At 54.0% G+C, this 13,894-nt stretch carries 10 protein-coding genes; 4 read left to right on the top strand and 6 right to left on the bottom strand.

Features of this window, described 5'->3' with window-relative positions; genetic code table 11:
• Nucleotides 1-16 precede the first annotated feature (16 nt).
• Both pstA and pstC read right to left on the bottom strand, forming a co-directional pair.
• Complete coding sequence (gene pstA, locus HK24_RS04140; RefSeq protein WP_086633433.1) at nt 17-889, bottom strand: phosphate ABC transporter permease PstA; 873 nt, start codon at nt 887-889, stop codon at nt 17-19.
• Entirely contained in the window at nt 886-1,854 is a 969-nt protein-coding gene (pstC, locus tag HK24_RS04145; protein WP_046900721.1) for a phosphate ABC transporter permease subunit PstC, read from the bottom strand. The genes pstA and pstC overlap by 4 nt, the downstream gene beginning before the upstream one ends.
• A 272-nt stretch (nt 1,855-2,126) precedes the next feature.
• Between pstC and HK24_RS04150 the strand changes: the two genes are divergently transcribed.
• The 3 genes from HK24_RS04150 (at nt 2,127) to HK24_RS04160 (ending at nt 6,629) form a co-directional block, all read left to right on the top strand.
• On the top strand, nt 2,127-4,640 hold the full coding sequence (locus HK24_RS04150) for a glycosyltransferase family 2 protein (protein ID WP_233126099.1): 2,514 nt from the start codon (nt 2,127-2,129) through the stop codon (nt 4,638-4,640).
• A 59-nt stretch (nt 4,641-4,699) separates the two neighbouring features.
• Entirely contained in the window at nt 4,700-5,239 is a 540-nt protein-coding gene (dps, locus tag HK24_RS04155) for a DNA starvation/stationary phase protection protein Dps (protein WP_046900719.1), read from the top strand.
• A gap of 163 nt (nt 5,240-5,402) precedes the next feature.
• The gene (locus HK24_RS04160; protein ID WP_233126100.1) at nt 5,403-6,629 is read left to right on the top strand and encodes a hypothetical protein; all 1,227 of its coding nucleotides are present in this window, start codon (nt 5,403-5,405) and stop codon (nt 6,627-6,629) included.
• 45 nt (nt 6,630-6,674) lie between these two features.
• Here HK24_RS04160 and HK24_RS04165 read toward each other — a convergent pair whose 3' ends face one another.
• Nucleotides 6,675-7,085, bottom strand: coding sequence for a hypothetical protein (locus HK24_RS04165; protein ID WP_086633435.1), 411 nt, complete (start codon nt 7,083-7,085; stop codon nt 6,675-6,677).
• A 218-nt stretch (nt 7,086-7,303) separates the two neighbouring features.
• On the opposite strand from HK24_RS04165, the gene HK24_RS04170 reads away from it, so the two are divergent.
• The gene (locus HK24_RS04170; RefSeq protein WP_086633436.1) at nt 7,304-8,440 is read left to right on the top strand and encodes a hypothetical protein; all 1,137 of its coding nucleotides are present in this window, start codon (nt 7,304-7,306) and stop codon (nt 8,438-8,440) included.
• A 16-nt stretch (nt 8,441-8,456) separates the two neighbouring features.
• On the opposite strand, the gene HK24_RS04175 is transcribed toward HK24_RS04170, so the two are convergent.
• The 3 genes from HK24_RS04175 to HK24_RS04185 all read right to left on the bottom strand — a co-directional run bounded on the left by HK24_RS04175 (nt 8,457) and on the right by HK24_RS04185 (nt 13,889).
• Nucleotides 8,457-9,692: a glycosyltransferase family 4 protein gene (locus HK24_RS04175; protein ID WP_086633437.1), complete on the bottom strand. Its 1,236-nt coding sequence runs from the start codon at nt 9,690-9,692 to the stop codon at nt 8,457-8,459.
• Between the two features lie 146 nt (nt 9,693-9,838).
• Nucleotides 9,839-10,762 carry a hypothetical protein gene (locus tag HK24_RS04180; RefSeq protein WP_086633438.1) on the bottom strand — a complete coding sequence of 308 codons (924 nt, stop codon included), beginning with the start codon at nt 10,760-10,762 and terminating at the stop codon, nt 9,839-9,841.
• A gap of 172 nt (nt 10,763-10,934) precedes the next feature.
• Complete coding sequence (locus tag HK24_RS04185) at nt 10,935-13,889, bottom strand: glycosyltransferase (RefSeq protein ID WP_086633439.1); 2,955 nt, start codon at nt 13,887-13,889, stop codon at nt 10,935-10,937.
• Between the last annotated feature and the right edge of the window lie 5 nt (nt 13,890-13,894).

Here is a 13,894-nt window from a genome sequence, read left to right on the forward strand (position 1 = left end):
TTGAAATCCTGTAAAGTCATCCGCGCCGGGCCGAAAAACGAACGGCAATATTGATGGCCAGAACACCCAGTGTCACCAGAAGAGCACCAGCCCAAGCAAGCTGTACCCAGTCGTCGTAAGATGCACCTGCATACTGGTAGATTGTCACCGGTAGGCTGGCCATTGGGTGGTTCAGGCTGAAGGACCAGTTCTGATTACCGAGTGATGTAAACAGCAGGGGAGCCGTCTCGCCACTCACACGGGCCAGAGCCAGAAGAATACCTGTCAAAACGCCGGTTTTAGCCGAACGCAGACAGAGAAAAAGGGTAACGCGCCAGCGCGTTGCACCCAGCGCCGCTCCGGCTTCGCGCATCGAGACCGGTACGAGACGCAGCATATCTTCCGTTGTGCGCACAATGATGGGCACAGCAAGAATGGCTAGGGCCACGGAGCCCGCAAAAGCAGAGAAGTGACCAAACGGCGCCACCAGAACCTGATAGACGAACAGCCCCACAAGAATGGACGGTACAGACATCAGCACATCAGAAACAAAACGCACGCACGAGGCAAAACGGTTCTGCTTGGAGCCATACTCGGACAGATAGATGCCGCAACCCAGCCCTAGGGGGGTGGCCATAGCAAGCGCCATCGCCGTCTGAATCACGCTACCAAGAATAGCGTTTGCCAGACCGCCTCCAGAACCTGGTGGGCCCATGGGTTTGAAAAGAGCACCTGCGGACAGGCCAACGATACCGCGCGCCAGAAGCGTCCAGAGAATGGACGTCAGAACCAGCACGAGAATGCCCGCCGCAATCATGCCCAGAATAGTCGCGACACGATCTTTCCGGCGGCGACGCGCGCCACAAGGATTGGGAGCCCAACCGGGAGAAAGCGTGGTCATGTTGCTCATTTGCTATCCCCTCTCAGCATCCGGGCCAGAGACAGACTGGCAAACGACAGCAACATGAGAATGAAACCCAGTGCCAGCAGAGAAGACAAACGAAGCGACCCGGCCGGGCTTTCCGGAAACTGCAGTGCAATGAGAGAGGCCACGGTGCTTCGCGGGGCGAACAAAGACCAGCCGACGGCTGTCACGTTTCCGATCACGAATGTCACAGCCATGGTTTCACCCAGAGCGCGCCCCATACCCAGAACAATAGCGCCGATCATGCCCGACCGGGACCAGGGCACGACGACCTTCCACATCACGTCCCAGCGCGTTGCTCCCAACCCGTAGGCGCTTTCACGAAGCATACCGGGCATGGCGCTGAAAACATCCCGCATGACCGCCGTCATGAAAGGCGCGATCATCATGGCCAGAACAAGACCCGCGGTCATCAGGCCGGTTCCGAAAGGCGCACCATGGATCAGCATATTGATGCCGGGAACATGCCGGAAATGGTGCATCATAAAGGGCTGCACATGCCGCGCCATGAAAGGCACGATCGTAAAGAAGCCCCACATACCAAAGATGATGGACGGCACTGCTGCCAGAAGCTGAACAGCCGTTCCGACAATTGCCGAAATTTTTGGAGGAGCGATGGCCGTCAGCCAGAAGGCCGTTCCAAATGCCAGTGGCGTCGCAATCAGCACACCAATCAGAGTGCTGATGATTGTACCGAACAGAGGAGCCCAGGCGCCGTATTCGTTGGAGACCGGATTCCAGACATCCCGAAACGCAAACCCAAGACCAAACGTCTTGAAGGCGTCCTGCCCACCAACACCCATCAACACAACAAGGCCACCGAGGACAATCAGGACCAGCAGAGAGCATCCACCGACCACCGCCTGAAATGCGGTATCTGCGTTACTCCGCTTTTCCGTATGTTCGGAAACGGAAACCTTTTCGGGTTGCCTGGCTGGGGCAAGTGTCATGCGTCAAAGGCTCTGGCTGTGATAACTGGTGCACACTGACGGCAGATGCCGCCACTTCCGTGCATTAGCCGTCCCAACCCAGAAGGACAACCGGCGTGGACCAGGCAGGGCATGAAAGATTTATGTCACTCGCGACACATTTTTTTCGCCCGATGCGAAATCAGATTACCAAGACCCATTTCGGCAATCGATTTAACATGCCAGAAAGTAGGCCTTAATTTTGTCTTTCGGTAAAATACGAAGACATAGAACGGAGCAGGAATCCAGTGGCGTTGAAGCAATCACTCCCAACGACGTTCGGCCCTTTTACTGGACATCTTGATCAGTTCGAGAACGGCAAGGCTCGCGGCTGGGCAGTAGATAGCCGTGGACAAGGATTGGTCCTGCTTCACGTCTTGATTGACCAACAAGAAGTCATGCAGATCGTATGCGATCAAGAGCGACAAGATGTTCAGGCCGCCCTTCAGCTCCCAACGTCAAAAGTCGGGTTCGAATTTTCCGTCCCTGAAAAATTTATCGACGGCAAACGTCACGAATTTTCCATTCGGTTTCCGGATCGCTCAGCTCTCCCATTAACTGACTCCGCGACCCCTGAAGCGCCCCCAGCCGCCACCATTCATTTTTCTGAAAAATTTCTACCCCAGTATCAAAGCTTTGTTGATGGCGTGAAGCAAGGCGCGCTTCGGGGCTGGATTCTCTGCGCTGATAAGCCGGGCGCCGAGCAGCACGGTCGATGCATGATCTCCGTCATTGTTGACGGTGTTCCAATGGCGCAAACCAGAGCAGACCGATATCGAGGAGATGTCGCAGCCGTTTTGGGGTGCGACCCGAACTGCGGCTTCGAAATTCCCATTCCTCAACGGCTTCGGGGCAGCGCGCCGCATAAATTCCAGGTTGTCACCCTTCCGGACCGGACCGAGCTGAACGGAAGTCCTTTTATCACGTCCCTTGCTGACGATGCTTTGGAAACACGCCTCGTTGACCTTCTGGGAACCATAGACGGGCTCCACCGGAAGCTTTCTGAATTGCGTCAGGAAGTCAGGGATCTTGTTCCGAGACGCGGCTATAACCTTGGCGATTACAATCGCTGGGCACATAAATACTACCCTCTTTTGAGAGAGCGCGTCGCCAAACAGCGTCAACTCCAGGGCAGCACCCGCACTGAACCTCTGGTTTCCATTCTTTGTCCGACCTATCGGCCTTTAAAAAGCGACTTTGAAGCAGCCCTCAATTCAGTCCTGTCTCAGACCTATTCGAATTGGGAACTCCTCATCGTTGATGATGCCGGGAAATGCGCACAGACGACTGCAGTCATTGAGCAGTTCTGCAAAGCAGACCAGCGCATCCGCGCTGTGCCGCTCGCGAAAAATGCAGGCATTTCGGGTGCAACAAATGCCGGAATGGATGCGGCCCTAGGCGATTATGTGGTCTTTTTTGACCATGATGACCTCATGGTCGATGTCGCCGTTGAAGTGATGGTTCATGCGGCTTTGGAGACAGGGGCCAAGCTCCTTTATTCGGACGAAGACAAGATCGATCAGGCCGGATATTTCCTGGAACCTAACCTCAAACCCGATTTCAATTATCGTTATCTTCTGGGCTGCAACTACATCTGTCACCTGACGATGGTTGAAGCAGAAACCATGCGTAAAATCGGCCACCTGAAGTCCGACTATGATGGCGCGCAGGACCACGATTTCGTTCTGCGGGCAACGGAAATCCTGTCGCCTTCAGAAATTCATCACGTTCCCGAAGTTCTCTATCACTGGCGTAAAACACCCAATTCCACAGCCGTTAATGTCGCCAACAAGACCTATGCCATCGAAGCAGGCGTCCGGTGTGTGCATGACCATCTCAAACGCCGAAAGATCAAAGCCAAAGTCTCTTCAATCCGTGGGCTAACGCTCTATGGCGTTGAGTGGCTGACAAAAAAAGCCCCAAAAGTTACTATTATCATTCCGTTCAAAGATCAGGTTGAAACCACGCGTCAGTGTGTTGATGCCCTCCTCAATAAAACCGCATACAAAAATTTTGATATCATTCTGGTCAACAACTGGTCAGTCGAAAATGAGACGGTTGATTTCATCAGCGAGATACAGAAGCACCCGCGTGTGTCAGTCCTGACGGTTGAGGAACCCTTTAACTATTCACGCCTCAACAACCTTGCTGTTGAACAGACCAGCGCCGACTATCTGATGTTCATGAACAACGATGTTTTCGTTGAACATTCCAACTGGCTTCATATTGCCATCGGAGAAGCCCTCGCCGCGCCAGATATCGGAGCAGTCGGCGCGAAGCTCCTCTATCCGAACGATACGATCCAGCATGCAGGTGTGATCGTCGGGCCAGCGGGCATAGGCGCTCATGTTCACCGTGGTGATCCAGTGACGGAATATGGTTACATTGGACGCACCATGCTTTCACATGAAGTCACCGCCGTCACGGCAGCAGCGATGCTGGTCCGGTCAGACGTCTTTCATGAAATTGGTGGTTTCGACGAAAAAGAACTGACAGTCGCCTATAACGACGTCGATCTTTGCCTGAAAATTCGTGATGCAGGTTATCGGATCATCTTCTCTGCAGAAGTGGTGGCCTATCATCATGAAAGCCTGTCCCGGGGTAGCGATGATCGCCCGGAACATGAAGCCCGCTTCTTTCATGAAACCCAGACCATGCTGGCTCGTTGGAGTGACAATCCACTTTTCGAACGGGATCCGTCATATCCTCGCTACTTTACAGTAGATCAGCAGCCATTTTTCGATCTTGTGGATCCGGAAACACTGTGAAACCAAATTGAGGTTTCGGCGTTTATCCGGATAACGAACCCTCTTGCAGGAGACCTATCATGGCCACCAAGTCCAATCGCCATGTCACGCAGAACGATACAGCGGACAACACGAAAAGCGTTTCAATCGAAACGCTTAACGCCCGTCTGGCCGATCTGATTGATCTTGCCCTGATCACCAAGCAGGCACACTGGAACCTCAAGGGACCACAGTTCATCGGTGTCCACGAAATGCTGGATGGCTTCCGTACCAGCATTGACGATTTTGTGGACACAACAGCAGAGCGTGCAACGCAGCTCGGCGGCACGGCATATGGGACTGTGCAGGATGTCTCCAAGAATTCATCTTGCAAGCCATACCCGACCGACATCTACCGGGTTGCAGACCATATTGCCGCTCTGATTGATCGCTACGCCACTGTTGCAAACAACGTGCGTGAAGCCATCAAGATCACGGACGAAGCAGGCGACGATGACACGTCCGACCTTTTCACCGAGGTTTCCCGTGGTCTGGACAAGCACCTGTGGTTCCTGGAAGCCCACGTGCAGGAACCGACCGGCCAGATGCGTGATGGTGACCACGAAGGCAAGCGCGCCTAATACGCGCCTGCATTACTGAGCCTGAAAACGGAGCGGTCTTTGGCCGCTCCGTTTTTTATTGTGGCACTTGCCCCTCAACAATATCGCGATTACCAATAAAGGCACAAAAGGCGCCGCCTGAGGTGAGCCTTGATCACGACTTTCCTGAAGCGGGACAATAGGCATGACTTCCGAAGATCAAACGACACACCAAGACAGCGCGGCTTGGGATCTGTCCGAATGGGAAGCCTTGAGAGAAGAAGATACGCCACCTTCCAATGCCGCCGAAGAACCTGTAGCGCCACCGGCGCCCGCTTCAGCAGAACTACCGGACCCTCAGGCTGCGGCATATCTCGCACAGCATGGCGCAGACACTGTTGAACATGCTTTTGCGCTTGCCAATATTTTGCATACAAACCACAGCGTAGCCGAAGCCGCGACATATTACGGCCGTGCGTTTGAACTGCACTCCAAGTCTCCGACGCAGTATCCTTTGGCACAATCCCTTTTGCAGGTCCGACTTCTCTGCCTGCTCAAGGCAGGTCAGCCTGTGCCGCAACATGAACTTGCTGAGCTGCGCAGCCTGAACATCCCATTTGCAAATTATATCGATGGGACATCCCACGCCTGGCGTGGAACGCCACCACGTGATGCCCTGAACATTATGGGTAATGCTTACGACGAATTCCATACGGGCGAAGAAGTTGATTCTGTCGCATTGGAAGTCGCGCTTAGAGCCTCCCCCTCTGTATTTTCAGCAACTCCTCAGGGCGACGATATCTATAATCGTATTCCGCGGAAGATGTTTCTCTATTGGGACAAAAACCCGCCAGCAGAAATCCAGAAGAATTTTGACTATCACAAAGCGATCTCCAGCTTTGAAGTCAAAACCTTCGATAAGGAAGAAGCTGCTGAATGGCTTTACGACAATTACGGGATTGAAGCCCGCACACTGTTCCTGAGTGCCCGACACCCAGCTGAGGCGGCTGATTTCCTGCGCGTTCACGTCATCCAGCTCCTTGGCGGCTGGTGGCTGGATGCCGACATTCGGGTCAAGAGCGATGCAGCGCTACAGTTCATGGCAGAGCGCAAGGAAGGTTCAGCCTTCTTCCTTACGCACAATCACGTCGTTCATAATGACTTTTTCGGATCTGTTGCCAACAGCGACGTCCTGACGGACTGCCTGCTGTCCCTGTATCGGAACTGCTATCTGCACCAAGGGCTTTTCATTGCCTACAAAACGGGTCCAGGCATCTTTAACCGTGCACTGAACCGGATTGCCCATCGGTCCCTCAAGGGCCGGACACCGGCAAAATCTATTGAAATCTTCGACCACCATGTCTTCAACGACATGATTGAAGAATTTGATACACCTTACAAAACCCAGCTACCTTCCTGGTACACAGCCTGAGGGTCTACTGGCCCCGAAAGATATTCTTCCGGGGCCAGGTTTCCTTCACAGGCAGCGCTGGAGATGCTCTCTGGCAAAGCGAAAAGCATCCAAGGACGGTGCTTCATCTTCAAGAGACACGTCGTCGACATCATCGCTCAGAACAGACGTGCCTGAAGATTGCTGAGCCATTCCCTCAAGCGCCAGCATCACAAATTTCCGAAAATCTTCTTTTCCCAACGGGGTGGGCACTTTGCCTCGCTCGCGCTGCACAACCCAGCCGCCCGTTAATGTCTGCAAGCTGCCCCAGCCGTTTTCCACATCGCCCAGAGCGCGCTCTTTCAAGGTTTCGACGGTCGCCTTGGCCAGATCTTGAATATCGTCGCTGGTCATGCGCTGAGGAGCCAGCGTTGCATCTTTCTTGATAACCCAGCCCTCAACCAAGACCGCAAGGCCAGGAAGCATTTCGCCAGACATAAAATTTTCTCCCTGCTGCCCCCGAATCTATCATTCCGGAGGATTGCCGCCATTTTATTGGGTTTGGAAAATAGCATGCCTGAGGATCACAGGAAATGTGAGTTGCGCGTCTTAGATATAATCAAATTGAAGATCCTATTGCGCCTGGCTTCAGAGTAGTCCTATCTGCAAGGAGACAAAGCTACGGATTAGCTCACACATTCGCGCAAGTGGTATTGATGACTCAGAATATTGACCATGAATCCGATAATGCTCCGTCCATCACAGCGGCAACCCTCGCAGGTGACGGACAAGCCCTCGCATATTTCGAGAAACATGGCGCAGATACGGTAGAGCATTCATTTGCCATCGCAAATATTCTCCATATCCACAGCAACGTTAAAGAAGCTTCATTTTTCTATAGACGCGCCCTGGATCTACATAGCAAGAGCCAAACAGAATATCCTTTACCGCAATCACTTCTACAAGTTCGGCTCCTATGCCTTCTCAAAGCCAGTGAAGCGCTTCCTGAAGAAGAAATACTTGAATTAGAAAAGTATTCGTTCCCGCAGGCAAATTATATCCGCGGAATTCGGGCGGCCTGGCGTGAAAATAATTTCGATGAAAGCCTGAAACTGATCGGAAACTGCTTTGAGGAGTTTCACTCAGGCGAAGAGATCGATCGCCTTTATCTTGAAATCGCTCTCCGCTGGATCCGCTCTTTCGGTGAAGATGGCTTTCCAAAGTCGCAGCCTCAAATACCCCATCACCTCTACATGTACTGGGACGCGAACCCGCCCGTAGAGATCAGCGAGAATATTGAATATCATCAGAACATGCTAGGAGATCGCTTTACGATCTTCACACGGGAAACAGCGACCAAGTGGTTGTACGACCACTACGGAAAGGAAGCATCCGACCTTTTCCAGCAGGTCCGTCACCCGGCAGAAGGCGCTGATCTCTTGCGCTTGCATGTCATTTTGGCAAAAGGCGGCTGGTGGATTGATGCGGACCTGCGCATCAAGTCTGATGAAGAATGGAATGCCCTCGCCACCATTCCAACGACTTGCCAGCTATTCACCACCGACAACTACGTCCTTCACAATGATTTTTTTGGAGCGACTGCCTCGCATCCAGTCATTGCCAATGCCCTCATGACGGCTTGGGCCAACATGTTCCGTCATCCCGGCCTCTACATTGCCTTCAAGACCGGCCCAGGCGTTCTGAACCGTGCCGTGAGTCGGGCGCTCTTCCAGAGCTTGGAACTCAAGGCACAGCTTCCCGTGCTTCGGATAGATGACCAAGCCCGTTTCAATGACTTCGTTGAAGAGTATGAGGTGCATTACAAAGGTAACGCATCCTGGCACAGTCAGTAAGAAACTGACTGTCTCGTCAGCGGTAGTGCCCGCTGACGATCTCCTGCACCAGAGCGTCATAGCGCTTCAGGTAACCCTGTAGACACAACTCAGCTTCAGCATAACGGCGCGCATCCTGGCCCAGACGACGCGCCTGCTTGCGGTCTTCGAGCAGTTCCAGAACCACATCCGCAATACGATCCGGCTCAAGGAACGGTACTAGCCGTCCTGTCAGGCCATCTGTGATAAACTCGCTGACAGGCGCTGTATCACTTCCAACAATCGGACAGCCTGTTGCCATGGCCTCTCTCAGGGACCAGGACGCAACGAATGGATATGTCAGGTATAGATGCGCGTCTGAGCGCTTCAACAGGGCTCGGAAGTCATCATAGGCAACCTTGCCCACGAAATGGATTCTGCTGAGGTCCAGTTGACCCTCAAGCTCCCTAAGCAGGATCTCGCGCCAGCTTCCCCGCCCCGGCGGAGGAGCGCCATAGCTTACCTGATCACCGCCCACCATGATGATATGAGCATCTTTACGTTCAGCAAGAATACGTGGAAGGGCGCGCATTACAGAGTGAAAACCACGATAGGGCTCCAGATTACGCGCGACATACGTAATAAGAGCATCACGTGGACTGATCTTGACGCCATTAATGACGAGATTGCGCTTCCGAGCCTGTGGCTCTGGCTTGCAAAGATCGAGGTTTACACCTTCGCGAAGAAGCGAAATTTTCTCCTGTGCCCAGGCAGGATAAGTTGATCGCTGGAACTGCGTTGGCGTCTGACCGTAGCCATTGGCCTGGGACAGAGCTTGTAGATTGATCGAATTCTTGATTCGTACGGCAGCCGCAAGGTCCGGGCTGGACGGAAACTCAGGATCAAACCCAACATCGTTCCTGTCGGCGTGATAGAAAAACTCGAAATATCCGAGTATTGGACACCTTGGAAAAACATCTCCAAGGTTCAGGAGCTCTCCCCAGCCGTGATGCCCGATGATGATGTCAGGCTCGTACCCCAACTGCTTAAGGGTTTTAGCAGCGGTCGCAACGGCTTCTGCTCGGAGTATCCCGTATTCAAATTCTCTGAGATGGGGATGTGTAGATGAGGATGGCAAACGAGGCACCCGATAGATGACGCGCCTGACTCCAGGCACCTCACCCGCATTTGCCTCGGAAATGAAAACAATCTCATGGCCACCCTGCTCATGCAGGTGGCGCACGAAATGTAAGAACTGGCCGGGAAAATTCTGATGAACAAAAAGGAAGCGCACACCAAATCCCGGCTGCTGGAGAAGATCTAGCCCCTAAAAGGTCTAAATAACAAAAGACCTCAGGTGCCGTATGAAGCGACCCTTGTCATGTGCAAGAGCCCGTAGAGGCTGTTCTCACTCCGGGGAGTGAACAGCCTCTACTCAATTCAGTCTGCAGAGCTTGCCTTGCGTTTGGCAGGCGCCTTGGCTATCTTTGTGGCCTTGCTCGCAGCGGCCTTTGCCGGGGCCTTCACCGGAGCCTCTTCGGCGGCATCATTCGGAATAATTTCAAGCAAGAACGCCTCAAGCGGAGCAAGGCTGTCTGCTTCGAGTGCATCCGTCCCGTCTACAGGGCCCAGACGTGTGCCATCCGTGAACGTGGAAGACAGGCGTACATGATGCGTCTGCGCTGACTCACCCTTCAACCGCACGCGCAGTCCGAGAATTGGCAGTGCCATTCCACGGGAACCACAGTACTGACCGCCTTCGGACCAAGGGGAAAGCCATCCCTTACCGAGAACAGCCTGATACTCGATGTCGGACGTCGGAATACTGGTTTTCGGAGCGATGGCAAAACCTTCGATCCACGCCTGACTGCCCGGCGTGCCCATCCATTCCCCGATCGGAGCAGCGACGTCGCCCTGACGCTGAACATGGGCAGAGATTTCTGCCACGCCAGATGCTGCTGGTGCAGGAGCCGCTGCAGATTCTGCCGCAACAACAGCGGCAGGAGCTGTCGACGTAGGACCGGCGAGCTGAGCGACCTGAATCTTTGGGGCTTCGGCTTGGCTATTCGGCTCCTGATACGTCGTCACCAGAACAGCCGCGGGGCCACGCGTCACGCGGACCAGAGCAGCACCACTGGATGCACCGATCCAGCCATCTTCCTCAAAGGTGCTGACTGTTACGATGCCAGCGGGCGTCCCGGGTGCGCGGGAGATACGGACGCCAGGCAGACCGGCAGGACCCGGTGCAGGTTGCCCGGCGGCATGGAAGATGCAGAAGATACCTGCATCCAGCACCATCATGTGAGCACCAGCCTTGAGGTCAATGACCCGATTCTGCGTCGGTGCTTCAGCCGTCTTTGACATTCCCTACTCCACTTGTTCCCGTCTATCGGGAGGAAAAAAATCTTCAGGTCCGCGCCACACCAGACACTCCATAACTGGAGGACCAGTCTATGAGCTGTCTTCAGGAAGGATGATCTGCTCTGTTCCTGTTTTATATTTTACTCTTTCCAGTCGAAGCGTAAACCCGTTCATCTCAACTTCCCTCGCGCCAGCAACGCAAAATAAAAGCCAGCATTAACTCAACAGGCATACCCAAGGGCATGACGCCCCCGCGACCACTACGTTTCACACGCTCTGACTGCGCACCGATATCGAAGCACACCACAGGCAAGCCGCTTTTCCATAATAACCCCAATGCATAGCACCAGGTTTCAGGCGCAATAGAAGGAATAAGGCCTATATCGGCATATTGCTTCTGAACAAGGCTAACAGCCTCGTCCTCCCGGTATTCTCCTGTAACTCGGACGCCAGCTGCAATTAAAGCGTCATCATCTGGCGTATGTCCCACAAGTATCAACTCGATCTGGACGGGCATTCTTGCAACATGATGGGCCATTGCCAGAACAACGTCATAGCCTTTCCATTGACTCAATCCACCGACAATACAGATTCGCAATGGGCGACCCGGCACAATTATTGTCTTTTCAGGCAGATTGGCCAGTAGAGCGACATCGTCTTCCAGGGGTGTGACACGGAAATCCATACCAGGAAAATGGCGTGACAGACGCTGTGCAGTATCTCGTGACGGCACTAGTAGTTGCTCTGCGCCACGAAACTCCCGGGCAGATCGCTCTATCAACTCGGGGACGGTGATATTTTCCCCAAGATAGCTTCCCCAGCGTGAGACACAGGCTTCACATCCAGTGACATCCGGTTCCCCGCAATATCGACCCTCCCCATTGAGAAGCGAAATACGGGGACAGAACCAGATATGATCATGAATGAAGATATCATACGGAACGTTCAGCGCGTGATGCAGCGTCCGAATGCAGGGCGCGTGACCGACAAGGTGGTGCCATTCCACTTTCTGCATACCAAGCCGAGACAGGACATCCACAAGAAATGGCTGCTCTTCCGGCAGCTTGAATTTCAGATTGGGGAAAGTCTCCGTCTCGTCCGACAAACACTCTAGCAGGCAGCCCTGCTCCGTCGGCCGCAACCCGAGAGGCAAGAGACCCCGTCGCTCAAAGTTGACTGCTCTGTGATGAACCGCACGCCCTACGCCACCGCCAGCATCATGTTGAATAAGTAAAATTGACGGCCGGTTACCTCGGCGTTGCGCCAAACGATCTACATCCAGTGTTCTGCGGAGCTCCAAAAGAGGGTCAGACTTCAGAAAAGCGGCAACTACGGCATCATATCCGGGATGCAGGGCATTCAAAATATCGAGGTTTCGCGCCATCAGCGCCTTGCGGCTGCTTCCGAAAGACACTGACCCCACATGGGCGACATACACATCAGGTGCAGGAAAATGACGAAAACCCAGAGCCGACGCTCGCAGGCAAAAGTCGTTTTCCTCCCCGTATCCTTGGCCAAACAGATCTTCGCGAAATAAGCCTGTTTCAGCCAGACAGTCCGCCGTAATAGCCATGCAAAAGCCATTGCCCGTCGGAAGATCTATCTGGGCGACATCCGTGGAAAATTGACGCGCGCACAAACGATCCAGCTCTCTAGCCTCAACTCTGGCAGGAACGTTGTTTGTCTGGTCAACTGCCGGATAGGACAGGATACTGGCATCGTTTGAAAAGGGTGTCAGTGTGCCAACATCCGTTGTGGTCAGACGAGCGCGCAAACGCTCGACCCATCCCGGAAACACAATGGTATCGCTGTTCAGGAGAATAATATCCCGGCCAGACCCTGCCCGCATTCCATCATTCGCGGAGGCGGGAAAACCAAGATTGCAGGCGTGGCGAAGGAGAGTAATCTTCCCTTTTAAAGCAAGATCATCCAACGCAGCGGCCAAGGCAGGCTCTGGTGTGGCATCGTCCACCACAATAACATCAACATCCGCAGGGACGGTTTTCAGTACACTTTGCAGACAGGCGAGCGTCCCTGCTTTGTCACGATAGACCGGAATGACAATCGCGCATCCGGGACTCACCCGGTCATAAGCCGGATGATGGTCCCACGGCACAACCGGAATAGGGGACAGGCGCGCTGGAAGATCATTATCTCCTTCCAGAAGCTGACCGATCATCGGATCAACTGGTGCACCGGACAACGGCCTCCCATGTTCATCCTCGACCATCAGAAGGCCGTTATCCCTAGCTGGCAGCGCATTCCTTGGAATGGCAAAGACACGAGGCCTTGAGAGGGGAACGTCACTATCCACGGTCGTCGCCAGGGCCGGAACCTGCAAGACGTCTTCGTCCCAAAGTCGAAGGGACGGCACATGATCAGGCTCGGCCGGATACCAGATCCAACCGTCCAGACCATTAGCTGTTGCCTGCACAAGAGACTCACAGCGCGTTAATGCCTGAATGTCGATCGGACTTCCCAGAACATGCTTTCGCCCTGACCGAACTTCCAGACGGCCACCCTTCTGCCACCCGTCAGGTAAAGTGTGGCGTCCACTGACCCCGCGCCCAACGGCCACGCCATCCAGCAGAACACGGCAGATTCCAGATGCGTGAACGTCGACCCAACCGCCATTTGAAGCCGTGCACCAGCCCGCCAGTCCACTCTGTATCGAAAGCTGCGTCGCAAGCTCCCGAAGCTCTGGCAGGATGTGAAAACGTGACAGGGTTTGCCCCATACGGAACGCCGCTTCTTCTGTCCGCTTTTGTCTGACCAGACACACGACTGACAGGAAGGCAGCCTCACGCAGTCCAAAGACGTGATACAACTGCTCCATACGAATGAGACATTCAGCGACCCGGCCTACCTGCAAATAAGCCAGCGCCAGAGCCCATGTCACATTTGGGCTCTGACGGGCCATGCGCTCGGCCCGTTCGAGCCAGAAGAGGCCATCCTGCAAACGCCCGGTCTGCATTGCCTCCTGCCCACGTCTGAAAGCCGTCTGCGCCCGGGCGTTCATGACGTCCCGCCACTCTGCCCTTTCCTGATCTGTAACTTCGTGACCGTACCCACCAAAAGCCGCGCGGGAGGTCGTACCAGTCAGATCCGGGCGCTCTTTGTCAGAAGACACGTAAA

Source organism: Gluconobacter sp. DsW_058 (genome assembly GCF_002153615.1).
GTDB classification, from domain to species: Bacteria; Pseudomonadota; Alphaproteobacteria; order Acetobacterales; family Acetobacteraceae; genus Gluconobacter; species Gluconobacter cerinus.

Excerpts from the sequence above, each read along its gene's own strand:
- dps (WP_046900719.1), top strand. The coding sequence starts at position 4,700 with ATGGCCACCAAGTCCAATCGCCATGTCACGCAGAACGATACAGCGGAC.
- HK24_RS04165 (WP_086633435.1), bottom strand. The coding sequence starts at position 7,085 with ATGTCTGGCGAAATGCTTCCTGGCCTTGCGGTCTTGGTTGAGGGCTGG.
- pstC (WP_046900721.1), bottom strand. The coding sequence starts at position 1,854 with ATGACACTTGCCCCAGCCAGGCAACCCGAAAAGGTTTCCGTTTCCGAA.
- HK24_RS04180 (WP_086633438.1), bottom strand. The coding sequence starts at position 10,762 with ATGTCAAAGACGGCTGAAGCACCGACGCAGAATCGGGTCATTGACCTC.
- pstA (WP_086633433.1), bottom strand. The coding sequence starts at position 889 with ATGAGCAACATGACCACGCTTTCTCCCGGTTGGGCTCCCAATCCTTGT.
- HK24_RS04170 (WP_086633436.1), top strand. The coding sequence starts at position 7,304 with ATGACTCAGAATATTGACCATGAATCCGATAATGCTCCGTCCATCACA.
- HK24_RS04160 (WP_233126100.1), top strand. The coding sequence starts at position 5,403 with ATGACTTCCGAAGATCAAACGACACACCAAGACAGCGCGGCTTGGGAT.